Source organism: Agromyces atrinae, from assembly GCF_013407835.1.
GTDB classification, from domain to species: Bacteria; Actinomycetota; Actinomycetes; order Actinomycetales; family Microbacteriaceae; genus Agromyces; species Agromyces atrinae.
The window spans coordinates 1,505,258-1,526,034 of the sequence record NZ_JACCBI010000001.1 but is presented as its reverse complement, the minus strand read 5'-3'; the positions used below and the strand labels follow the sequence as shown (position 1 = coordinate 1,526,034).

Annotated in this window: 24 protein-coding genes; 12 read left to right on the top strand and 12 right to left on the bottom strand. The window is 69.2% G+C overall.

Translation table 11 applies throughout. From position 1 onward, the window contains the following. Window positions 1-30 precede the first annotated feature (30 nt). The 7 genes from BJ972_RS07370 to galE all read left to right on the top strand — a co-directional run bounded on the left by BJ972_RS07370 (window position 31) and on the right by galE (window position 7,570). Window positions 31-3,006, top strand: coding sequence for a Na+/H+ antiporter subunit A (locus BJ972_RS07370; RefSeq protein ID WP_129173323.1), 2,976 nt, complete (start codon window positions 31-33; stop codon window positions 3,004-3,006). Then, the gene (locus tag BJ972_RS07365) at window positions 3,003-3,533 is read left to right on the top strand and encodes a Na(+)/H(+) antiporter subunit C (protein ID WP_129173321.1); all 531 of its coding nucleotides are present in this window, start codon (window positions 3,003-3,005) and stop codon (window positions 3,531-3,533) included. The genes BJ972_RS07370 and BJ972_RS07365 overlap by 4 nt, the downstream gene beginning before the upstream one ends. After that, window positions 3,533-5,089 (top strand): Na+/H+ antiporter subunit D, encoded by a 1,557-nt coding sequence (locus BJ972_RS07360; protein ID WP_129173319.1) that lies wholly within the window; start codon window positions 3,533-3,535, stop codon window positions 5,087-5,089. The genes BJ972_RS07365 and BJ972_RS07360 overlap by 1 nt, the downstream gene beginning before the upstream one ends. Continuing rightward, window positions 5,086-5,676: a Na+/H+ antiporter subunit E gene (locus BJ972_RS07355; protein ID WP_129173317.1), complete on the top strand. Its 591-nt coding sequence runs from the start codon at window positions 5,086-5,088 to the stop codon at window positions 5,674-5,676. The genes BJ972_RS07360 and BJ972_RS07355 overlap by 4 nt, the downstream gene beginning before the upstream one ends. Beyond that, window positions 5,673-5,945, top strand: coding sequence for an MrpF/PhaF family protein (locus BJ972_RS07350; protein WP_129173315.1), 273 nt, complete (start codon window positions 5,673-5,675; stop codon window positions 5,943-5,945). The genes BJ972_RS07355 and BJ972_RS07350 overlap by 4 nt, the downstream gene beginning before the upstream one ends. Then, window positions 5,942-6,334 (top strand): monovalent cation/H(+) antiporter subunit G, encoded by a 393-nt coding sequence (gene mnhG, locus BJ972_RS07345; protein WP_129173313.1) that lies wholly within the window; start codon window positions 5,942-5,944, stop codon window positions 6,332-6,334. The genes BJ972_RS07350 and mnhG overlap by 4 nt, the downstream gene beginning before the upstream one ends. A gap of 216 nt (window positions 6,335-6,550) precedes the next feature. Beyond that, window positions 6,551-7,570: a UDP-glucose 4-epimerase GalE gene (gene galE / locus BJ972_RS07340; protein WP_129173311.1), complete on the top strand. Its 1,020-nt coding sequence runs from the start codon at window positions 6,551-6,553 to the stop codon at window positions 7,568-7,570. Here the strand turns inward: galE and BJ972_RS07335 are convergent. Together BJ972_RS07335 and BJ972_RS07330 are read right to left on the bottom strand one after the other, a co-directional pair. After that, window positions 7,558-8,289 (bottom strand): glutamine amidotransferase, encoded by a 732-nt coding sequence (locus BJ972_RS07335; protein WP_129173309.1) that lies wholly within the window; start codon window positions 8,287-8,289, stop codon window positions 7,558-7,560. The genes galE and BJ972_RS07335 overlap by 13 nt on opposite strands. Beyond that, entirely contained in the window at window positions 8,286-8,939 is a 654-nt protein-coding gene (locus BJ972_RS07330) for a LysR substrate-binding domain-containing protein (RefSeq protein WP_164989887.1), read from the bottom strand. Before BJ972_RS07330 ends, BJ972_RS07335 begins: the two co-directional genes overlap by 4 nt. A 60-nt stretch (window positions 8,940-8,999) precedes the next feature. Here BJ972_RS07330 and BJ972_RS07325 point away from each other — a divergent pair, with 60 nt between their 5' ends. Then, a complete protein-coding gene (locus BJ972_RS07325) occupies window positions 9,000-9,362 on the top strand; it encodes a DUF5997 family protein (protein ID WP_129173305.1) in 363 nt (120 codons plus the stop codon). 4 nt (window positions 9,363-9,366) lie between these two features. On the opposite strand, the gene BJ972_RS07320 is transcribed toward BJ972_RS07325, so the two are convergent. Then, on the bottom strand, window positions 9,367-10,011 hold the full coding sequence (locus BJ972_RS07320) for an alpha/beta hydrolase (RefSeq protein WP_129173303.1): 645 nt from the start codon (window positions 10,009-10,011) through the stop codon (window positions 9,367-9,369). Between the two features lie 55 nt (window positions 10,012-10,066). Between BJ972_RS07320 and BJ972_RS07315 the strand changes: the two genes are divergently transcribed. Beyond that, complete coding sequence (locus tag BJ972_RS07315; RefSeq protein ID WP_129173301.1) at window positions 10,067-10,648, top strand: NUDIX hydrolase family protein; 582 nt, start codon at window positions 10,067-10,069, stop codon at window positions 10,646-10,648. 13 nt (window positions 10,649-10,661) lie between these two features. On the opposite strand, the gene BJ972_RS07310 is transcribed toward BJ972_RS07315, so the two are convergent. Continuing rightward, window positions 10,662-11,165, bottom strand: coding sequence for a GNAT family N-acetyltransferase (locus tag BJ972_RS07310; protein WP_129173299.1), 504 nt, complete (start codon window positions 11,163-11,165; stop codon window positions 10,662-10,664). An 83-nt stretch (window positions 11,166-11,248) separates the two neighbouring features. Here BJ972_RS07310 and BJ972_RS07305 point away from each other — a divergent pair, with 83 nt between their 5' ends. Continuing rightward, the gene (locus tag BJ972_RS07305) at window positions 11,249-11,425 is read left to right on the top strand and encodes a hypothetical protein (protein ID WP_164989886.1); all 177 of its coding nucleotides are present in this window, start codon (window positions 11,249-11,251) and stop codon (window positions 11,423-11,425) included. Window positions 11,426-11,504: 79 nt separating this feature from the next. On the opposite strand, the gene BJ972_RS07300 is transcribed toward BJ972_RS07305, so the two are convergent. The 3 genes from BJ972_RS07300 to BJ972_RS07290 all read right to left on the bottom strand — a co-directional run bounded on the left by BJ972_RS07300 (window position 11,505) and on the right by BJ972_RS07290 (window position 14,426). Then, window positions 11,505-13,076: a DEAD/DEAH box helicase gene (locus BJ972_RS07300; protein WP_129173297.1), complete on the bottom strand. Its 1,572-nt coding sequence runs from the start codon at window positions 13,074-13,076 to the stop codon at window positions 11,505-11,507. Window positions 13,077-13,321: 245 nt separating this feature from the next. After that, the gene (locus BJ972_RS07295) at window positions 13,322-13,948 is read right to left on the bottom strand and encodes a DUF1684 domain-containing protein (protein ID WP_129173296.1); all 627 of its coding nucleotides are present in this window, start codon (window positions 13,946-13,948) and stop codon (window positions 13,322-13,324) included. A 4-nt stretch (window positions 13,949-13,952) separates the two neighbouring features. After that, window positions 13,953-14,426, bottom strand: coding sequence for a hypothetical protein (locus tag BJ972_RS07290; protein WP_129173294.1), 474 nt, complete (start codon window positions 14,424-14,426; stop codon window positions 13,953-13,955). A 42-nt stretch (window positions 14,427-14,468) separates the two neighbouring features. Here BJ972_RS07290 and BJ972_RS07285 point away from each other — a divergent pair, with 42 nt between their 5' ends. Together BJ972_RS07285 and BJ972_RS07280 are read left to right on the top strand one after the other, a co-directional pair. Continuing rightward, a complete protein-coding gene (locus BJ972_RS07285) occupies window positions 14,469-15,734 on the top strand; it encodes a hypothetical protein (protein WP_129173292.1) in 1,266 nt (421 codons plus the stop codon). Between the two features lie 103 nt (window positions 15,735-15,837). Further along, a complete protein-coding gene (locus BJ972_RS07280; RefSeq protein ID WP_241830737.1) occupies window positions 15,838-16,458 on the top strand; it encodes a 2-phosphosulfolactate phosphatase in 621 nt (206 codons plus the stop codon). 21 nt (window positions 16,459-16,479) lie between these two features. On the opposite strand, the gene BJ972_RS07275 is transcribed toward BJ972_RS07280, so the two are convergent. The 5 genes from BJ972_RS07275 to BJ972_RS07255 form a co-directional block, all read right to left on the bottom strand. Next, entirely contained in the window at window positions 16,480-17,958 is a 1,479-nt protein-coding gene (locus tag BJ972_RS07275; RefSeq protein WP_129173287.1) for an HNH endonuclease signature motif containing protein, read from the bottom strand. A 65-nt stretch (window positions 17,959-18,023) separates the two neighbouring features. Continuing rightward, window positions 18,024-18,476 carry a hypothetical protein gene (locus BJ972_RS07270; RefSeq protein WP_129173285.1) on the bottom strand — a complete coding sequence of 151 codons (453 nt, stop codon included), beginning with the start codon at window positions 18,474-18,476 and terminating at the stop codon, window positions 18,024-18,026. Beyond that, window positions 18,473-19,072, bottom strand: coding sequence for a CGNR zinc finger domain-containing protein (locus BJ972_RS17660; protein ID WP_241830736.1), 600 nt, complete (start codon window positions 19,070-19,072; stop codon window positions 18,473-18,475). The genes BJ972_RS07270 and BJ972_RS17660 overlap by 4 nt, the downstream gene beginning before the upstream one ends. A 39-nt stretch (window positions 19,073-19,111) precedes the next feature. Further along, the gene (locus BJ972_RS07260; RefSeq protein ID WP_129173282.1) at window positions 19,112-19,603 is read right to left on the bottom strand and encodes a SprT-like domain-containing protein; all 492 of its coding nucleotides are present in this window, start codon (window positions 19,601-19,603) and stop codon (window positions 19,112-19,114) included. 34 nt (window positions 19,604-19,637) lie between these two features. Then, window positions 19,638-20,765 (bottom strand): PQQ-dependent sugar dehydrogenase, encoded by a 1,128-nt coding sequence (locus BJ972_RS07255; RefSeq protein WP_129173280.1) that lies wholly within the window; start codon window positions 20,763-20,765, stop codon window positions 19,638-19,640. Window positions 20,766-20,777: the final 12 nt, after the last annotated feature.

The following is a 20,777-nucleotide window of genomic DNA, read 5'->3' as shown; positions in this document are numbered from 1 at the left end:
CTTGTGTGAAGAAGCTGACGAGGAGGGTAAATGATCGCCAGCCTCTTGGCCTTCGCTGTTCTGTCGTTCGCGACACCATTCCTCACTCGATGGATGGGTCGGAACGTCTTCTTTCTGATCGCGCTCCTTCCGGCGGCCGTCTTCGTGATGCTGCTGACGTGGCTGCCCGCGGTCCTCGACGGTTCGACCTTCCGAGAGAGCGTCGAGTGGATTCCGCTCCTCGACATCTCGCTGACGTTCCAGCTCGATGCGCTCAGCCTCCTCCTTGCGCTCGTCGTCACGGGTGTCGGGGCCCTCGTGCTCGTCTACTGCGCCCGCTACTTCTCCGACGACGAACCGGCTCTCGGCCGTTTCGCCGCGCTCCTCCTCCTCTTCGCCGGCGTCATGTTCGGTCTCGTCACGAGCGATGACGTCTACGTCATGTTCGTGTTCTGGGAGCTCACGAGCGTGCTCTCCTACCTCCTCATCGGTCACTACACGGGCCGGAAGGAGAGCCGAGGTGCGGCGCTCCAGGCGCTCACGGTGACGACGCTCGGCGGCCTCGCGATGCTCGTCGGCATCGTCATCCTCTCGGTGCAGACCGGGTCGACGTCGATCCAGACGATTGTCGAGAACCCGGTGACCGGCGCGGCCGGCGAGTGGGCCATCGCGCTCGTGCTCCTCGGCGCGATCTCGAAGAGCGCCCTCGTCCCGTTCCACTTCTGGCTTCCCGCGGCCATGGCCGCGCCGACCCCGGTGAGCGCCTACCTGCACGCCGCGGCGATGGTCAAGGCCGGTGTCTACCTGGTCGCGCGACTCGCGCCCGGCTACGCCGACGCCGAGGTGTGGCATCCGATCGTCATCGGCCTGGGTGTACTCACGATGGTCGTCGGCGGTTGGCGCGCGCTCCGTCAGTACGACCTCAAGCTCCTCCTCGCCTACGGCACGGTGAGCCAGCTCGGATTCATGATCGTCGTGGTCGGGTTCGGCACGCGCGACGCCGCCCTCGCGGGCGTCGCCCTCCTGCTCTCCCACGCCCTCTTCAAGGCGACCCTCTTCCTCGTCGTCGGCATCGTCGACCACGCCGCCGGCACGCGCGATTGGCGGAAGCTCTCGGGACTCGGCCGACGGATGCCGGTGGTGGCGACCGTCGCATTCATCGCGGCGGCATCGATGGCCGGTGTCCCGCCGCTCCTCGGCTTCGTCGCCAAGGAGGCCGTGTTCACGTCTCTGCTCGAGGGCGGGGCATGGGGCATGTTCGCCCTCGTCGGGCTCTTCGTCGGTTCAGTCCTCACCGTCGCCTACGCGGTGCGTTTCGTGTGGGGCGCGTTCTACTCCCGCGACGAGCAGCCGACCGAGACGCACCCCGTCAGCGCGGTCGCCGTCATCCCTCCCGCGCTCCTCGCGGGCGCCTCGCTCATCGGCGGCATCGGAATCGCCTTCCTCGACCCGCTCCTCGAGGCCTACGCCGACCTCCTGCCCGGCTCCCGCGACTACCACCTCGGTCTGTGGCACGGATTCGAGCCGGCGCTCTTCCTCTCGCTCATCGTCTTCGCGATCGGCGCGGTCCTCGTGTGGCGCCGTCGGAAGGTCGCCCGCATGCAGGCGCTCATGCCGGCGTGGGTCGACATGTCGCACGCGTACCTCAAGATCGTGCGTTCGAACGACCGCTTCGCGGCGTGGCTCACGACGCGTATCCAGTCGCAGGGCCTGCCGGGATACATCGCTGTCATCCTCTTCGTGGTCATCGCCGGCCTCGGCATCGGGGTCGTCATGAACCGCGAGTGGCCCGAGAACCTCGTGCTGTGGGATCACCCCATCCAGCCGATCCTCGCGTTCGTCATGATCGTCGCCGCTGTGGGCGCCGCGATCGCCAAGCAGCGCGTCGCGGCCGTCCTCCTGGTCGGAGTGACCGGTTACGGTCTCGTCCTGCTCTTCGGCATGGGAGGCGCCCCCGACCTCGCTCTCACGCAGGCCCTCGTCGAGACGCTCACGATCGTCGCCTTCGTGCTCGTGTTGCGCCGCCTCCCGACGAAGATCGCCCAGCGCAACCCACCGGTCCGCGGGGTGTTCCGCGCGGTCATCGGCATCGCCGCGGGCGCGCTCATGGGCCTCGTCGGATTCATCGCCCTGGGCGCCCGCATCCAGCCGACGATCGCCGAGGGTCTCCCGGCCCTCGCGATCGAGGCCCACGGTCGCAACATCGTCAACGTGATCCTCGTCGACATCCGTGCGTGGGACACCCTCGGTGAGATCTCGGTCCTCGTCGCCGTCGCGACCGGCGTCGCGAGCCTCATCTTCGTGACGGGTCGGACGGGCTCCGCTCCGCGCCTCGACGAGGGCGGCGGGCGCCGCACGCGGTCGCGCCCGATCCCCGAGGCCGCCTGGGCTGCCGACACGCGTGGCGGACGCGACCCGCGCAGCTCCGCGACGAGCGAGCACACGTGGCTCCTCGCGGGCCGCACGCTCGCTCCCGAGAACCGATCGATCCTCATCGAGGTGCTCGTCCGGTTGCTCTTCCACCCCGCGATCATCGTGTCGATCTTCCTGCTCTTCGTCGGCCACAACGCCCCCGGCGGCGGCTTCGCCGGCGGTCTCCTCGCCGGACTCGCCCTCGTGGCGCGCTACCTCGCCGGTGGGCGCTACGAACTCGGCGAAGCGGCGCCGATCGACGCGGGTCGTGTGCTCGGCACCGGTCTCTTCCTCGCGGCCGCGACGGCAACGCTCCCGCTCTTCCTCGGCCAGGCCGTCTTCCAGTCGTCGTGGTTCGAGTGGGAGGTGCCGATCCTCGGTGTCATCTCGTTCGGAACCTCGACGTTCTTCGACATCGGCGTCTATCTCGTCGTGGTCGGTCTCGTCCTCGACATCCTGCGCAGTCTCGGTGCCGAGGTCGATCGCCAGCGCGAAGACAAGGAAGAGCGCGACGACAACACGACGGCGGAGAGCCGTGGTGACTCCCAGGTTCCCGACTCGCGACGGTCCGATGCCGCAGCGTGGCCGGCCGGCGAGGCAGGAGGCCCGCATTGAGTGCATCCCTGACTCTCGTCGTGCTGTGCGCCGCGCTCTTCGGAGCGGGCATCTACGTGATGCTCGAACGCAGTCTGACGCGCGTGCTCATCGGATTCCTCCTCGTCGGGAACTCCGTCAACATCCTCATCTTCCTCATGTCGGGTCGCCCGGGTCTCGGGCCGATCCTGAACGACGGCGTCGACGTCGACGAGATCAGCGATCCGCTGCCGCAGGCGTTCATCCTCACCGCGATCGTCATCAACCTCGGAATCACGGCGTTCATGCTCGCGCTCATCTACCGCTCCTGGTGGCTCGCCCAGTTGGGTGAGAAGGGTGACCTCGTCGACGACGAGCAGGAGGACGTCGACGACGCGGAAGAGGCGGCCGACCTCCTCCGGCAGTCGGCGGCCGACGATGATGCGATCCAGGAGATCATCGAGGCGAGCGACGAGGAGCTCGACGACATGCTCCCCGACGAAGTCGACAGCGCGGCCGTCCGGGCCGCAGCTGAAGCCGAATCCCACCGCCGACGGAAGGAGAGCTGATGGCCGCGCTCGTGCCCCTCGTCGTCCTCCTCCCGCTCCTCGGTGCGGCGCTCGCCCTGATCCTCGGTCGTCACCGACGGATGCAGGTCGCCGTGTCGACCGCGGTGCTCTCCGCGGTGCTCGTGATCTCCGTCATCCAGCTGATCTTCACCGACGCCAACGGCGGAACCGTCGTCTACGTCGGCGGCTGGGAGGCGCCGTTCGGCATCACCCTCGTCGTCGACCGACTCGCGGCGATCATGCTCGTCATCTCGTCGATCATCCTGCTCGGCGTGCTCCTCTACTCCGTGGGCCAGGGCGTCGCCGACCGTCATCGCGAGACGCCGGTGTCGATCTACCACCCGACGTACCTCATCCTGTCGGCGGGTGTGTTCAACGCGTTCATCGCGGGCGACCTCTTCAACCTCTACGTGGGCTTCGAGATCCTGCTCTCGGCGAGTTATGTGCTCCTGACGCTCCGCGGCACGGGTGAACGCATCCGAGCGGGCGTGACGTACATCATCGTCAGCCTCGTGTCATCGCTCTTCTTCCTCGCGGCCATCGCGCTCATCTACGGCGCGACCGGAACCGTGAACATCGCCCAGCTCTCGGTGCGCATCGCCGAGCTTCCGGCCGACGTGCAGCTGATCCTGCACATCCTGCTGCTCATCGCCTTCGGCATCAAGGCTGCGGTCTTCCCGCTGTCGTTCTGGCTGCCCGACTCGTACCCGACAGCGCCCGCGCCCGTCACCGCCGTCTTCGCCGGATTGCTCACCAAGGTCGGTGTCTACGCGATCATCCGCACCGAGACGGTGATCTTCCCCGAGAGCGATCTCTCGGTGCTGTTGTTCGTGGTCGGTGGTCTCACCATGATTGTCGGAATCCTGGGCGCCCTCGCCCAGGCCGACGTCAAGAGGCTGCTGTCCTTCACCCTCGTGAGTCACATCGGCTACATGATCTTCGGCATCGCGCTCGGCTCGGTACTCGGCTACGCCGCGACGATCTACTACGTCGTGCACCACATCACCGTGCAGACGACCCTGTTCTTGACGACCGGTCTCATCGAGCGCATCGGCGGTGCGACGTCGATCAACAGACTCGGCGGTCTCTTGAAGGCGTCGCCGCTCCTCGGAGTGCTCTTCTTCATCGGGGCCGTGAACCTCGGCGGAATCCCGCCCTTCTCCGGCTTCATCGGCAAGATCGGCCTGTTCGTCGCGGGTGCCGAGGTCGCCGACTGGCTCGTCTGGGTCATGATCGGTGCGGGCGCCCTCACGTCGCTCCTGACGCTCTACGCGCTCACGCGGTTCTGGAACATGGCGTTCTGGCGCGGCAGCCGCGAGGTCGAGGGCTACAGCTCGGTGCTCCTCGACTCGCTGCAGGAGGCTCCCGGCGCGGTCCTCACGCAGGAGCGCCAGACGACGCGACTCATGTTCGCCGCGACGACGGGTCTCGTGCTCGTCACGATCGCACTGACGATCTTCGCGGGACCGATCCTCGACTACGCGAACCGTGCAGCCGAGAACCTCGTCGATCCCTCGGTCTACGTCTCGCTGGTCTTCCCGGGAGGTACTCGATGAGCCCGCAGCGCGACTCATGGGTGCGCACCATCTGGCTGCAGCTACCCCTCGTCATCGGCCTCATCATCCTGTGGGTCTTCCTGTGGGACGCCGTGACGGTCATGACCATCGTGACGGGGCTCCTCCTCGCGCTCGGCGTCATGCGCGTGTTCTACCTACCGCCCGTGCTGCTCTCGGGGCGCGTCAACCTGCTGTGGCTGCTCTACCTCGCGATCCGCATGATCGCCGACATCGTGGTGGCCTCGATCGGCATCGCGCTGCTGTCGATCAACCCGCGGTACCACCCGCTCAACTCCGTCATCGCGGTGCGGCTGCATACGCGTTCCGACCTCGTGATGACGCTCACCGCCGAGGCGATCTCGGTCGTGCCCGGAACCGTCGTCATCGACGTCGACCGCGAAGAGGGCATCCTCTACTTGCACGCGATCAACACTCCGAACGCGTCGGACATCGAGACGACTCGCCGACGTGTGCTCGGCACCGAGGAGCGCATCGTGCTCGCGATCGGAACCCACGACCAGGCCGAGACGGTGCGCGCCGAGCGCCGTGAGCGCCGCGCCGAGCTCTCCCGAGGAGGCACCTCATGACGTTCCTCACCGTCGCCGCGATCATCGCCGGCGTCATGTTCGGCATCGGTGCCCTGTGCGCCGTCTACCGCATCATCCGCGGCCCGTCGATCCTCGACCGCGCCCTCGCCGCCGACGTGCTCCTCGCGATCGCGATCTGCGCACTGGGCGCCGAGATGGCCATCAACAAGCACACTGACACGCTCGTCGTGCTGCTCGTGCTCGCGATGTTCGCCGTCGTCGGGTCGATCTCGATCGCTCGCTTCATGGCGAAGCAGGACGCCGCATGAGTGCCGGCGAGATCGTCATCGGCATCCTCATCCTCTTGAGTGCCTTCCTCTCGCTCGCGGCCGGTGTCGGTATCGTCCGCTTCCCCGACGTCTTGACGCGCCTGCACGCGGCGACGAAGCCACAGGTGCTCGGCCTCGCGGCCGTGCTCGTCGCCGTCGTGATCGCCGAACCGTCGTGGGCCGTCGTGACGACCGCGATCCTCATCATGACCTTCCAGCTGCTCACGCAGCCGATGACCGCGCACATGATCGCCCGGTCGGCCTATCGCACCGATCACGTGCGCCGCGATCTCCTCATCACCGACGAGCTCGCGCGCGACATCTCGGAGTCGGGCGACGACGATCACTCCGACCGCGAAGACGAGGAACGCGCCGACCAGCGGCGCTGACGTTCGATCGCCGCTCGATGGGGGTGGTGGCTCTGGCCGCCCGTCCCAGGCCTGAACGATCGGGACGGGCGGCCAGAGCGATCCTCGCCGGTTCGGTTATCAGAAGACTCGATCACGAGCGAGGAGACAACCCCCACGAGCTAACGTAATCGGGGTGTTCGCCGGGCGGTAGCCGTCAGTTCTGAGGGCACGACCCGCGGCGGGTAGCCTGGAGTCGTGAGGATTCTCGTCACCGGCGGTGCCGGGTTCATCGGAAGCCACATCTCCACCCAGCTTCTGACGCGGGGCGACGACGTGGCCATCCTCGACAACTTCGTCAACAGTTCGCCGCTCGTCATCGATCGCATCGAGGCGATCACGGGGCGTCGGCCCGAGGTGCTCACGGTCGACCTTCTCGACCTCGCGGCGACCACGGCGGCCTTCCGCGGATTCTCCGCCGATGCCGTCGTGCACTGCGCGGGTCTCAAGTCGGTCGCCGAGTCGGTCGCGCACCCTGCCGCGTACTACCGCGCGAACCTCGTCTCGACCCTCAACGTCCTCGACGCGATGTCGGCGACCGGCGTCGACGCGCTCGTCTTCAGCTCGTCCGCCACGGTCTACGGCGACGCCGACACGATGCCGCTCGACGAGTCGGTGCGTACGGGCATCGGCATCTCGAACCCCTATGGCCGCACGAAGCACATGATCGAGCAGATCCTGGCCGACGAGGCATCCGTTCGCTCGACCCTCCGGTTCGTCGCCCTCCGCTACTTCAACCCCATCGGCGCGCACCCGAGCGGGCTCATCGGCGAATCGCCGACGGGTACGCCGAACAACCTGGCCCCCTTCGTCACCCAGGTCGCCATCGGGTCGCGCGACCACGTGACCGTCTTCGGCGACTCGTACCCCACGCCCGACGGCACGGGCGTGCGCGACTACATCCACGTCATGGACATCGCCGACGGGCACCTCGCTGCCCTCGACCGCCTGCGTCCGGGGTTCGCCGTGTACAACCTCGGCACGGGGCAGGGCCGGTCGGTCTTCGACGTCATTCGCGGCTTCGAGCAGACGGTCGGGTCTCCCATCCCGTACCGCGTCGCACCGCCGCGCCGGGGAGACGTCGCCGTCTCGTACGCCGATCCGTCGAAGGCGGCGCGCGAACTCGACTGGGCGGCCTCGCGCTCGATCGACGAGGCGTGCGCCGACGCGTGGCGCTGGCAGTCGATGAACCCCGACGGGTTCGCTCAGCGCTCGTAGAGCTCCACGAAGCGTCGCAGCAGGTGGCGGGGTTCGGTGACGGATGCCGCGAAGAGACGCTCGCTCACATCGCGCAGTTCCCTCGCCGGGAAGTAGCCGTGGTGCTGGTAGACGTGAGCGCGCTCGATGAAGTCGGCGGTCGTGACCTCGGGGTGGAACTGCGTCGCGTAGACGTGCGCGCCCGCGCGGTAGATCTGCACGGGGCATCCGCTCGAGCCCGCGAGGAGCCGCGCGTCGGACGGAAGGCGGCTCGTCGCCTCCTTGTGGCCCACGAGAGCCGTGAAGACGGGTGGGAGCACTCCCGTCAGGGGGTCGGCGATCCCGTCGTCGGAGAGGGCGATGGAGACCGCGGCGGCATCCTCGCCGTACTCGAGGCCGACCTCACCGCCGAGCACCCTCGTGAGGACGCCGATGCCGTAGCACGTGAAGAGCACGGGGAAGTCGGTGTCGAGCGCGCGCTCGGCGAGCCCCGCGAGTTCGCTCTCGACACGGCGCTGCTCGGCGCTCTTCTCGTTCTCGGGCGTCGTCACGTTGAACGGGCTGCCGCCGACGACGATCCCCGACCACGCGTCGAGGTCGAGGTCGGGCAGGGGAGCGGCATCCACGCGGTGGTGGATGAGTTCGTGCGCTCCCATCGCGGAACGGATCGACGCGACCTCGGGGCCGACGGCCTCGTTCTCGGGGCGCGCGGAGAGGAAGAGGAAGGGGCGCGCGGTCATCGACGGCCCTTGCGGGGCGGGGGTCGGCGCGCACGTGACGAACGGAACACGCGTGCGGCGGGCTTCTTTGGTGTCGAGGGTCGAGCGGGCTTCTTGACGGGTGCGGGTTCGTCGGGAGCATCTGCTCCGCGTGAGCTCTTCGCGGTGCGGCCGCGCACGACTCCGACGAACTCCTGCGTGTCGTCGTCATCGCGATCGAGAGGCCAGACGAGGGCGATGCGCGTCGTCGGGGCGTCCGAGACCGGCACGGCCTTCACATCGCGCCGCGCGTACAGACGTGCGAGGGAATGCGGCACGATCGCGTAGCCGGTTCCGGCCGCGACGAGTTCGAGCGTGAGTTCGGTCGTCGCCTGGACGGGCGCCGTCATCTCGCCCTCGAGGTCGGCCAGTTCGATCGACTCGGCGTCTCCGTACGCGTGATCGCGGGGGAGGGCCGCGACGGCGACCTCCTCCCACAGGGCGATGACGTGAAGCCCGGTCTCGTCGATCGGCAGGCGCACGAACGCCATGTCGGCGGAGCCGGAAGCGAGTGCCTCGAGCTGTTCGCTCTCGAGTACACGGTCGGTCTCGAGGGGTCGGTCGGGCCGGCGATCCGCCCAGATGCGAAGCCACTTCGCGGGCGATACTCCCTCGACGTAAGTGATGCGCACGATGCCAAGGGTATTACGAGGCGGAGGGACTAGCCTTATCGAGTGAGTAGACAGCAGACCATGAAGCCCGAGACCGCCGCCAAGAAGCTCGGCATTCTGCTCGAAGCAGCCCCGGAATCCTTCCGCGAGGGCGACATCACCCGTGACGATTTCGAGGAGCTGCAGGCGAACCCGCCCGAGTGGCTCGCCGAGCTCCGCCGCTCGGGTCCCCACCCGCGCCCCGTCGTCGCAGCCAAGCTCGGCGTCTCGAACTCGGGCCTCGCGCGCGGCGGAGTCACCGAACCACTCACGACCGCCGAGATCAAGGACCTCCTCGCCGCACCCCCGGCGTGGCTCGTCACCGAGCGTGCCACCCAGGCCGCCGTCCGCGAGGAGAACGTGCGCGTCAAGGCCCGCAACGCGGAACGCGCTGCGCGCTCTTAGCCCGTCACGCCGCGTACCGTGCGCGGAGGAACTCGACGACGTCGTCGAGTTCGCCCTGCGACACCGAGTGGCCCACGCCCTCGTAGATGCGCTCGGTGAGGTCGACGTGAGCGGGCAGCCACCGGTTCGTGCGGGCGATCGCCTCGGGCGGGATGACGGTGTCGTCGGTTCCGCGCGCCCAGAGCACGGGCGGTCGGGTCGCAGCGAGCGCCTCGTCGCCGTCGCGCGCACCGGGGAGCGCGAAGCCCGCGAGGGTGACGGCGAATGCGAAGCGGTGGGGAGCCGCGCGCAACAGCTCGATCGCGATGGCACCGCCCTGCGAGAATCCGAGCAGCCCGAGGGATGCCGGTTGCGGGTCGAGCGCGTCGAGCCAGGCGAGGATCGCGTGCGCCGCGTCATCCGCCCCCTCGACGGCCTTCTCGAGACCCTCCGCCGTCAGCGGGAACCAGGCGTGGCCGAAGTCGGCGCGGAGCGGGGCGCGGAGAGACGCGATCGCCGGCTGCAGCGGAAGGTACGGCGCGAGCCCGAAGAGATCGCCCTCGTGCGAGTTGTAGCCGTGCAGCAAGAGGAGGAGGGGACGGCCCTCGCGGTCAGCGGAGCCCGCCGACCAGAGGACGGCCTCGGAATCGATCGTGACGTCGGGGTTCATGACACCATCTTCGCAGTGCACGTGCTGAGCGTCCCTCGTGAGACAGAATGGCTGCATGAGCGTTCGCACCCCCGACCCCGATCCCGACTGGACGCCCGAGGATGCGGCCAGGCCCGCGTCGAACCCCGGGTGGCTGTCCGACATCGAGCTGGCCGAGGTGCGCGGGCGGTTGCCGCTCCTCTACGTCGAGGCCGTGCCGGTTCGTCTCGACGGCCTCGGAGTGGTCACCGAGGTCGGCGCGCTGCTGCGCGCAAAGCCCACGGGCGAGATCAACCGCACCCTCGTGTCGGGCCGCGTGCTCTTCGGCGAGACGCTCCGCGATGCCCTCTTCCGTCACCTCGAGAAGGACCTCGGGCCGATGGCGTTCCCGCAACTGCCGCCGAGCCCCGTGCCGTTCAGCGTCGCCGAGTACTTCCCGATGCCGGGTATCTCGCCGTTCACCGACGACCGCCAGCACGCCGTGTCGCTCGCCTACATCGTGCCCGTCACGGGAACGTGCGAGCCGCGGCAGGATGCGCTCGAGGTCACGTGGATGACCCCCGAGGAGGCGTGCCAGCCGGCCCTCATCGCCGAGATGGAGGGCGGCCGCGGCACGCTCGTGAAGCAGGCGCTCGCGTCGGTCGGGCGCCTGCCGTAACCCTGCAGCTGACTCAGCGCGTCAGCCGTACCTCGTGGATCTCCTCGCCGAGGAACGGCTGAACCTGCTCGTTGCCGTCTGCGGTGAAGCCGTTGCGCTCGTAGAAGCGGTGCGCGCGGGGGTTGTCGGACGCGACCCACAGGTAGACGGGCTCGCCGTCGACGGCGGCGTCGAAGAGCTTCTGGCCGATGCCCGTGCCGTGGAACGCGTCGAGCAGGTAGATGAAGTAGAGCTCGCGCTCGCGCGGGGCGTCTTCGTCGCGCGCGGGGCCGGAACCGACGAAGCCGACGATCTCGCCGTCGACGAGGGCGGCGAACTGGCGGTACTCGGGGCCCTGGTTCATCCAGTGCGTCCACAGCTCCGCCATGCGGCGCGGGGAGAGGTTCGCGAGGGTCGCCTCGCTGATCAGGTGGTCGTAGGTCTCGTGCCAGCAGGTGGCGTGAACGCGACCGAGTGCCTCGGCATCGACGTCACGGACGGGGCGGATAACGACTTCGGCAACAACATCGGTGCTCATGACTCTGAGCCTACGACGCCCGTCGGGCGGCGCGAAATCGGCGGATGTCGGGGGCGGAGCGCGGCGTTCGATACCGTTGACGTATGCGAGTTCCTGCCCTGCCGCTCCTCGGGAGCGCACTCATCATGGTCGGGGTCGTGCTCGTCCTCATCAACCGCGACTTCGCGCTCATCGCCGCGACCCTCCAGGGTCTCGGCGTCATCGCGCTCGGCGTGTTCCTCGTGCGCGAGTTCCTGAACCGTCGCCGCGGCTCGCGCTAGCGCGCGAGCGTCAGCGCACGAGGAAACCCCCGGCGTGTGACTCGATCACACACCGGGGGTTTCGACGAAGCGCTGAGCGTCAGCCCTGGGCGCGACGCGGCGAACGGCCCGACTTCGAGGGCGACACGAGGCCGCCGACACGGAGCGGCTGCGGCGCGCGGTTGCCCTGACGTTTCTGGCCCGAGCCCGAACCGCCGGAGCCGCCGGCGCTGCCGTGAGCCGCGGTGCGGGGCTGAGCGTGCTCGGAGCTGCGACGCTGTCCGCGCTGGCCCTGACCCTCGCCGCGAGGCGCGCGCGCCTCGCCCTGAGGAGCAGCGCCCGAACGCGCGGGGCGACCCGAACGGTCACGACGCGGGGCGCGAGCCTCGCCTCCGGCGGCCTCACCCGAACGAGCGGCGCGCTTGCGCTGGGCATTGGCGCCCTGCGAACGGCCGCCGCCCTGTTGCTGCGTGGCGGCACGCGGCGACGGCTTCACGAAGGCGGCGACGTCGCCGACGAGTGCGGTCACGGCGGGCGACGTCGGGGTCACCTGCTGCGGGGTCACGGTGATCGCGGCCTTCCGCAGGAGGGTCTTCAGGTCGGAACGCTGCGCGGGGAGCGAGATCGTGACGACGTCTCCCGCGCTGCCGGCGCGAGCCGTACGGCCCGAGCGGTGCAGGTACGCCTTGTGCTCCATGGGCGGGTCGACGTGGATGACGAGTTCGACGTCATCGACGTGAACACCGCGCGCCGCGACATCCGTCGCGACGAGCACGCGCACGGAGCCGTCGCCGAATGCGGCGAGGTTGCGGTCGCGCTGCGGCTGCGACAGGTTGCCGTGGAGGTCGACGGCGGGGATGCCCTGCTCGGTCAGCTTCTTCGCGAGCTTCTTGGCGTGGTGCTTCGTGCGCATGAAGAGGATGCGGCGGCCGGTTCCCGAGGCGAGCGTGCGGACGAGCTCGTTCTTCTGGTCGACGTCGGCGACCTCGAAGACGTGGTGCGTCATGGCGGCGACGGGGGAGTGGGCCTCGTCGACCGAGTGGAGCACCTCGTTCTGCAGGTAGCGCTTGACGAGCTTGTCGACCCCGTTGTCGAGGGTCGCCGAGAACAGCAGTCGCTGTCCCTGCGAGGGGGTCTTGTCCATGATGCGCGTGACGACGGGGAGGAACCCGAGGTCGGCCATGTGGTCGGCCTCGTCGAGCACGGTGATCTCGACGGCGTCGAGCTTCACGAAGCCCTGCTTCATGAGGTCTTCGAGGCGACCGGGGCAGGCGACGACGATGTCGACGCCGGCGTTCAGCGCTTCGACCTGTCGCTTCTGGTTGATGCCGCCGTAGATCGTGGTGACGCGCATGCCGTACGCCTCGGCGAGGGGCTGCATCGCCGTGGTGATCTGCGTCGCGAGCTCGCGGGTCGGGGCGAGCACGAGGCCGGTGGGGCGGTTCGCACGGCGGGTGCCGGCGAGTTCGCGACCGAGACGAGCGATCATCGGGATCGAGAAGGCGAGGGTCTTGCCCGAGCCCGTCTTTCCGCGGCCGAGCACGTCGCGCCCGGACAGGGTGTCGGGCAGGGTGTCGACCTGGATGGGGAAGGCTTCGGTCTTGCCGTCGGCCGCGAGAACGGCGACGAGAGGTGCGGGCACGCCGAGCGTGCTGAAAGTGGTGTTCGTCAAGGGGGTGCCTTTCAGGCAGGGTGCTCCATACGCGGCGCGGACTTCAGGAGTTCGCGGATGCTCGCGCGGAGGGAATGGGCGAAGGCGCAAAAGACTCGCGCATCCGTTCGCCGTATGAAAGAGGGGCTGAGCCCGGGCGTTCTACGACGCAAGTGCGACTGGCGCACTTGAGACAACCCTAGCGGATGACACTGTGAGATCGCCCCGCGGGCATTCTGACCCCGCCGTGGCGGGCGAGAAACGCCTCAGCGCGGCATCCGTTCGCCGACGGGGATATCGGCGGTGACCACGTTTCCCGGCGGCAGCGGCGATGACCACGACGGGTCGTACGCCTCGGCGGGGTTGTAGGCGAAGTTGAAGTCGATGATGAGCGCGTCGTCGGCTGCGCCCGGGCCCAGGTCTGCTCCGTTGACCGTGTCGAGCAGCAGCCGCCCGCGCGGGAAGGTGCCGCCGGGAGCCCCCGCGAGGCCGTCGCGTACCGAGAGGAAGAGGCCGCCGCCGTAGGCCGCGATACGCCAGAGCTCGAGAGAGCCGATGTACGGCAGGCGCACCGTGCCGACGAGGGCGAAGCTCACCGATCCGTCCGCCGCTGACGAGACGTCGACCCGCACCGGCTCGGCCGCGCGACGCACTTCGAGTTCGAAACGCCAGTCGGGGTCGTAGGAGGTGACGGGCAGGCCGGTGAAGGAGGCGCGGTCGTCGGGCAGGAGGGGCGAGAGCGGATGACCCGCGAAGAGTTCATCGCGACCCGAGCGCCACAGCTCGTGGGCCGCAGCCGGATGGGACGCGCTCATCTGCCGCACCCCGGAGTAGAGGCCCGTGACTCGCCGTCGCCAGTCGGCGAGATGGAGTGCACCGATCGTCGTGCTCATGGCGTCAGCGTAACGCCGGATGCGTCGCCCAACCGGGAGCGAGTGCCCGCAATCTCAGTGCGCGCCACTGCCAGAACGCCCACGCGGCGGGCCACGCGATGATCGGCCCTTCGGCGAGGAGCTGGTCGCGGTACAGGGTGCGCCCGTCGGGAAGCGGGGAGATCGCGATGCGGTGGTCCCAGTCGTGGAACGCGGCGAGCGGCCCCGACTCCGCGCCACCCGAGTCGCGCTGGATGCGCACGTCGCCGCGCGTCGAATACGAGAGGTCGACCGCTTCGTCGCCCGCGGGGATGACGCCGAGGAGAGTGGTGCGCATTCGGTGGCGACCGCCCGGCCATTCGGCGGGGAAGCCGCCCGGCTCGAGCGACGTGAACTGCAGCCAGGGAGTCACGACCTCCTGGAGGATCGCGGGGCTCCGGATCGCGCGCCACGCGACGTCGGCCGAGCAGTCGAGGGTCGTCTTCAGGAGCACGCGCATGCGCTGAGGTTACTCTCGGATGCCGACATTAGACTCCCCCTCATGCCGGATGGACTGTGGTGGTTGCCCTCGCTCTTCGTCTTCGGAGCAGCAGCCGTCGGCCTCGTTCTCGCCGTCGTCGGCTTCCGGAGGCTCGGAGCGCGCCGCGAACGGATCGATGCCTCGTCGAACACCGAGCTCGAGACGCGTGCGCGCGGACTCCTCGTTCGCGCCGACGATGCGCTCGCCTCCGCCGATGACGAGATCGCGTTCGCGAGCGCCGAGTTCGGTGAGAACGCGGTCGCCGACTACGCCCGGACGGTGCAGACGGCTCGCGGATGGATGCGCGAAGCGTTCCTCCTCCAGCAACGACTCGACGATGCCGTGCCCGATACCGCCGCCGAGCGTCGTGCATGGACGAAGCGCATCGAGGGTCTCTGCAGTTCGGTGCTCAGCTCTCTCGACACCCACGCGTCCGACTTCGCGTCGCGTCGGGCGGCCGAGCGTCAGGCTCCGCGTGCCCTTCCCGCCACCGCGGCGGCGGTCGCTGCGCTCGAGGTGCGGTTCGCGCCCGCGTCACGGGCTCTCGACGAGCTCGCCGCGCGCTTCGGCGACGACGCCGTGGTCGACTACCGCACCGCTCTCGAGGTGTCGGCATCGGCGCTCGCGACGGCGCGGAGGGCGGCGGATGACGCGAGCGAGCGTCTCGACCGCAGTCTGGCCGAACCCACGGCGGGGCTCGTCGCCGATGCCAACACGGCACTCGACCGTGCCCGCGCCGAGCTCGAGCGGGCCGAGCGGGCCGAGATCGACCTGGACCGTGCCGCGTCGGATCGCACTCGCGCCGTCGCGGGTCTGCAGCGGAGTCTCGACGCCGCTCGTGTCATCCGCGATCGCCACGACGATGCCGACATGGCCGCGCGACTGAACAGCGCCATCGAGCGATACGCGCCGCTTCCGGTGCAGATCGACGGAGACCCGGTCGCCGTCACGACACGGCTGCGTGAAGCCGAAGCTCGTCTGGATGCGGCGACGGCCGAGGCGAGAAGCGCCCAGGATCGTCTCGACAACGCCCGAGCCGCCCTCGACGGCGCGGTGCGCATCGCGCGGAGCCAGATCGATGTCGCTCACCGCTACATCGGCGGGCACCGCGGGGCCGTCGGGTCGGAGGCGCGAACTCGTCTCGCCGAAGCCGAACGGCAGCTCACGCTCGCGTCGGCCGAGTCCGACCCCGTGAGCGCCCTCGATGCGGCTCGCCGGGCGACGACCCTCGCGACCGACGCCGACGCGCTGGCTCGGTACGACGCGGGCTACGGTCGCTCGTACTGATCTCGCTCGTACTGATCTCGCTCGTACTGATCTCGGTCGACCTGATCGCGGTCGAGCCCGCCGTGGGGCGTCATGTGCCGCTCCGCCTCGATACCCTGGAGCGGTGAACACAGCACTCCCCGTCGACCCGTTCTCGCAGTCCACCTACCAGGTCCGATTCGAGTGGGGTACGCCCGGAATTGATGCCGTCGGAACCGACGCGCACATCATCGTTCTGGTCGACGGGCTGGGAGTCGCGTCGAATGCCGTGCTCGCCGCCGAAGACGGAGCGGAACCGGTCGCGGTCGACGCTGCACTCGCCGCGCGTCTCGCTTCGATCGACGCCGTCGTCCTCGCCGGGTCGCTCCGCAATCGGTCGGCCGTCGCGAAGCGTGTGCTCGAGATCCAGGAGGAGCGACAGGGTCGCACGATGGTCTCGATCATCGCCGCCGGCGGAACGTGGGCTGACGGCAGCGCACGGTTCACCGTCGAGGATCACCTCGCGGCCGGCGCGATCATCGATGCGCTCGTCGAGCTCGGTATCGACCACACCTCGCCCGAGGCGGCCGTCGCGTGCGCCGCCTTCGGAGGGCTGAAGAATGCTTCGACCCATCTCGTGAGCGCCTCGGGAAGTGCTCGCGCGCTCGCCGCATCCGGCGATCGTGATCGCGTGAAGTCCGCCGCGAAGCGCGATGCGACGGATCTCGTACTCGAACTCCGCGACGGGGTCTTCGTCACGGTCTAGCCGAGGGCGGCCCATGGTCGCTCAGAACGGCGGATCCGCCGTGGGCGTGCTTCTGTAGCCGGTGGGGCTGGTCCATCGCGGGAGTCGCGGTGATGGCGGCTGGAGAGTCTGGCCTTCGTCGGACCAATCGCGGGCTGCGGGATCGGAGTCGGGTCCGCACGCGGGTGCACTGGTATCGGGGAGCGGCCCGATGGGTGACCGCTCGCTCGTCGTGTTCTCCGATCGGGGTGTTCCCTCGGGTCGGAGGAGGGTGACGTGTTTCAGCTTGTGCTCGGGTGGGCAGAGTGGTGCGAGGTTGTCGATGTCGGTTCTGCCGCCGTGGGCCCAGTCGTGGATGTGGTCGATGTCGGAGGTGGCGGCGAGGCTGTTACACCCGGGTCTCGAGCAGCGTTGGTAGGTGAGGGTGAGCCAGTCGCGTTGTGCCTGTGACGGTCGGTACTGCGTGCGGTCGAGGTGGAGCGGCTCCGCCGTGATCGGGTCGACGATGAGGCGTCGGAATGCGGTCGCGGTGTCGAAGATCTGGCGGGCGGTCTCGGTGCTGATCGGTCCGTATCCGTCGATCGTGGCGATATCGAGCCAGGGGTGTGCGGGGAGAGCGCTACCTGTTGTTTCTGTACTCACACGCGCATCACGGACGGGCTTCTCGAGGAGTCCCGCGATGAGCGGCACCGTCACGAGCACACGCGTTTGGACCGCGGTTGGGGTTCCGGTGCCGGTGAGCCAGCCGGAGAGCTGGTCGGCACGCAGCTGATCGCGAGTGCGGGTATCGCCCGCGACTTGTGATTGCCGTTTCGCGGTCGCGTTCAACCGGGCACGGATCTTGGCCCCGTCGAGGGCCGGGATGAGGGCGTGGAGCCATATCATCCCCTCCGGTGCATCCTCGAACACGACCCGTCGTTCGGTGAGTGCACGACGGTGGCGTTCGGCCATCGTTGCGGCGCTGAGGCGGTCGCGCAGGCGCTTCGCTCGAGACCGGAACGATGCGACGGTGACGCGTCCGGCGATTCCGGCGAGTTCGGTATCGAACCGGGCGACGGCGTCGTCGTCGTCCCACCCGGTGATCGCTTCGACCGCGGCACGCACGATCGGGTACGACGTGGCCCCGTCGAGGAACTCGAGCCACAGCTTCGGCAGTCGTGCCGTGAGCGTGTGCGCCTCGGCGGCTTCGTTCAACACCGTCGCCGTCGGAATGAGCAACCGCATCGACAGCTCGGTCGCTGCGGCACGCACGGCCCAGTCGCGCGCTTCAGCGCGGGTCATGAGTTCGGGGAGCACGTAGATGTGCGGGTTCTCCCGCGCCATCCGAATCGCCCGGCCAATGGTCGCGAGACGACGGGCGGCGACCCGGTTCGTCTCGAACGTGAACTGCTCCGCATCGGTCATGACCATGTCGAGGAGCTCGGCCTGCGAGATCGTGACGCCGCGAGGACCGGCAGCACCGTCGAAGGCACCCCCAGCACCCTCGGGGCCACTGCCCGCCTCACCCGTCGAATCGATCACATTAGAAGACTAGTTCGAACCACCGACATCCGACCGGCCCCACCGGTCCCCTGTGGATAACTCCGTCAGCGAACCGCGGGGACCCCATCCTCACGGCGAGAACCTGAGTCGGAACCACCGATCCGCGCAACGCCCACGGCACCGATCGCCCACACGAGAGCAGCCGCGAACGAGCCGATGACGAGCGGCCCGATGCTGAGCCCGGCGTCCCGATTGACGGCGAGTAGCGCGACCACGAATGCGACAGGCGCGGCGTTGAGAAGCGCGCCCGCGAACACCGTGCCTGCACTCGATGCGTGGCCGCGGGCATTTGCCTCGCCGACGGAGATCGCGCATCCGAGTGCGACGAGCAGCGCGGCCGGCCCGAGCAGAAGCCACGTCGGCTGGCGCGAGATCACGTCGTCTCCCGCCCACTGGGCATCGATCTCGGGCGGCAGGGGCCACCACGCGATCGCGAGCAGGATCGCGAGAACGGCGGGAACGAGAGCGACGGCGGCAGCGACGCGGCGACGCCTCATCGAGCGGCGAGCCGAGCGCGGTGGGCGCGCACCTTCGAGCGATTGCCGCAGCGCTGCATCGAGCACCACCGCCGCGAACCCGCGCGCGACGTGTCGAGGTAGACGATCGAGCAGTCCTCGCCCGCGCAGACGCGGATGCGCTGCCGGTTGCCCGGTGCGAACACTCCGACCGCATCGCGAGCGATCGTCGACAGCGCCTGCGGAACCGATGCGAGCGAACGACCGGCCTGCCGCGTCGCGCCGGCGAGCGCCGGGGGGATGTCGGGAGTCGCGGCGAACAGATTGATGGTGTCGATGTCGCCGGTGCGGGCGTCGCCGCCACCGCTCGCTTCGACGGCCAGACGCGCAACGGCATCGCGGAGCGCCTTGGCATCGAGCAGGTCGCGCGAGCGTGCGGGCGACACGGGCAGGGGGAGCCGCTCGGAGAGCCAGGTCGTGAGTTCGGCGGGGGAGTGGAACGTCTCGCGCGCCGCGTCGTCGGGCATCGCTCCGGTGTACGCGAAGTCGAGGGCGAGAGAGCCGGAATCGAACCACCACGCGCGTCCGTCGGTGGAGAGCCACTGGCCGATGGGGATGGAGACGGTCGAGATCGGCACGTAACCATTATGGATGCGGTTACCCGCCCCACTCGAATCTCAGCGGCTGCTCGCCGCCCGCCGACGCATCGCGGGGGTAATCTCGCGGCGGTGCCACTCGATGGCGTGGGCGGCGTCGAAGCCGCGAGCGCAGAGCCCGCACGAGAGCGCCCGGGTCGGCGCACGGTAGCGGTAGTGCTCGTGACCGGCGGGGCACTTTCCCGTCCACGGCGCGAGTTCATCGGCGATCTCGCCGTCGTGTGTGCGCTTGCCGACGTAGCCGAGGTCGGCTGCGATCTGCCGCCACTTCGGGCCGTGACCGGCGCGCGAGCCCGCGATCGCGTGAGCGACCTCGTGCAGCAGCACCTGGTGGATCTCATCGTCGTCATACCGCGCCGCGAGGTAGCGCGAGACCGTGATCGTCTTCGTCGTGAAGTTGCAGATGCCGGCGCGCTTCTTGGCGTTGTCGAACCCGAACGTCCACACGTGGGGGTCGAGGTGCAGCGCTATGAGGGCATCGGCCCAGTGCCGGACCCTCTCGAGTTCTGCCATGGCACGAGGATAACCGTGCCGACCGACACTCGCGTCAGCCCTCGACGAGCGGCGAGAGTCGCACCGAGTAGAGGCGGTCGTCTCCGTCGCGCGGTTCGCCACGTCCGTCGGTGTTGTTGGAGAGGAACCAAAGAGAACCGTCAGGCCCGGGCACGACGTCGCGGATGCGCCCGAACTCGCCCTCGAACCACGCCGTCTGACCGACTGACTCCGAGACCGTGCCCGGGTAGACGGCCCACACGCGCTCGCCGCGCAGGCCGGCGACGAAGAGCGTGTCGTTCACGATGGCGAGACCGCTCGGGCTCGCGTCATCCGTCGCCCACTGCACGATGGGGTCGATGTAGGCGGGGTCGCCCGCCACCCCCTCGACGATCGGCCAGCCGTAGTTGCCGCCCTGCTCGATGAGGTTCAGCTCGTCCCACGTGTTCTGCCCGAACTCGGCGGCCCACAGCCGGTCGGTCGAGTCCCACGCGATGCCCTGGGGGTTCCGGTGGCCGAGGCTGTGGACGAGCGAATCGGCGCCGGAGGGAACGCCGCCCTCCGGCGTCATCCGCAGGATCTTGCCGGCGAGCGAAGCCGGGTCCTGCGCGTCATCCGGCGAGCCCGCATCACCCGTCGTCGCATAGAGCAGCCCGTCGGGGCCGAAGGCGAGACGCCCGCCGTTGTGGTTCGAGGCGCGGGGGATGCCGGTCAGCACGTCACTCGGCTCGCCGAGGGTGATCGCGCCGGGATCGCCCGACCACGGCATCCGCACGATGCGGTTGTCGTCGACGGCCGAGAAGTAGGCGTAGAGCGACCCGTCGCGTTCGGCGAGACCGAGGAGCCCGCCCTCGCCGTAGGCATCGACGCCCGCCACGTCGGCGACGGCACGCGCCGATCCGTCGGGCAGTACCTCGACGATGCGCGCGGTGTCACGTTCGCTCACGAGCACACCGCCGTTGTCGAGCCGCACGATCGACCACGGGGCGTCGAGGCCGCTCGCGACGACATCCACGTCGCCGACGGGCGCGACCGGCTCGGGGATCGGCGCGGGGGTGGCCTCTCCGCTCGGCGTCGGCCGCGGCGGAGGGGTCGGCGCGGGAACGGGCGCGGGTTTGGGCGAGCACGCGGCGAGCGCGAGAACGACGGATGCCGCGACGAGAGTGTTGACCGATCGACCCATGACTCCAGTGTG

Bases quoted from the DNA above. Each gene is read 5' to 3' on its own strand.
- BJ972_RS07290 (WP_129173294.1), bottom strand. From the start codon at position 14,426: ATGCGCGTGCTCCTGAAGACGACCCTCGACTGCTCGGCCGACGTCGCG.
- BJ972_RS07310 (WP_129173299.1), bottom strand. From the start codon at position 11,165: ATGAGCACCGATGTTGTTGCCGAAGTCGTTATCCGCCCCGTCCGTGAC.
- BJ972_RS07255 (WP_129173280.1), bottom strand. From the start codon at position 20,765: ATGGGTCGATCGGTCAACACTCTCGTCGCGGCATCCGTCGTTCTCGCG.
- BJ972_RS07295 (WP_129173296.1), bottom strand. From the start codon at position 13,948: ATGAGCACGACGATCGGTGCACTCCATCTCGCCGACTGGCGACGGCGA.
- BJ972_RS07335 (WP_129173309.1), bottom strand. From the start codon at position 8,289: ATGACCGCGCGCCCCTTCCTCTTCCTCTCCGCGCGCCCCGAGAACGAG.
- BJ972_RS07320 (WP_129173303.1), bottom strand. From the start codon at position 10,011: ATGAACCCCGACGTCACGATCGATTCCGAGGCCGTCCTCTGGTCGGCG.
- BJ972_RS07360 (WP_129173319.1), top strand. From the start codon at position 3,533: ATGGCCGCGCTCGTGCCCCTCGTCGTCCTCCTCCCGCTCCTCGGTGCG.
- BJ972_RS07285 (WP_129173292.1), top strand. From the start codon at position 14,469: ATGCCGGATGGACTGTGGTGGTTGCCCTCGCTCTTCGTCTTCGGAGCA.
- BJ972_RS07315 (WP_129173301.1), top strand. From the start codon at position 10,067: ATGAGCGTTCGCACCCCCGACCCCGATCCCGACTGGACGCCCGAGGAT.
- BJ972_RS07355 (WP_129173317.1), top strand. From the start codon at position 5,086: ATGAGCCCGCAGCGCGACTCATGGGTGCGCACCATCTGGCTGCAGCTA.
- BJ972_RS07260 (WP_129173282.1), bottom strand. From the start codon at position 19,603: ATGGCAGAACTCGAGAGGGTCCGGCACTGGGCCGATGCCCTCATAGCG.
- BJ972_RS07305 (WP_164989886.1), top strand. From the start codon at position 11,249: ATGCGAGTTCCTGCCCTGCCGCTCCTCGGGAGCGCACTCATCATGGTC.
- BJ972_RS07270 (WP_129173285.1), bottom strand. From the start codon at position 18,476: ATGAGGCGTCGCCGCGTCGCTGCCGCCGTCGCTCTCGTTCCCGCCGTT.
- BJ972_RS07350 (WP_129173315.1), top strand. From the start codon at position 5,673: ATGACGTTCCTCACCGTCGCCGCGATCATCGCCGGCGTCATGTTCGGC.
- BJ972_RS07370 (WP_129173323.1), top strand. From the start codon at position 31: ATGATCGCCAGCCTCTTGGCCTTCGCTGTTCTGTCGTTCGCGACACCA.
- BJ972_RS07325 (WP_129173305.1), top strand. From the start codon at position 9,000: ATGAAGCCCGAGACCGCCGCCAAGAAGCTCGGCATTCTGCTCGAAGCA.
- mnhG (WP_129173313.1), top strand. From the start codon at position 5,942: ATGAGTGCCGGCGAGATCGTCATCGGCATCCTCATCCTCTTGAGTGCC.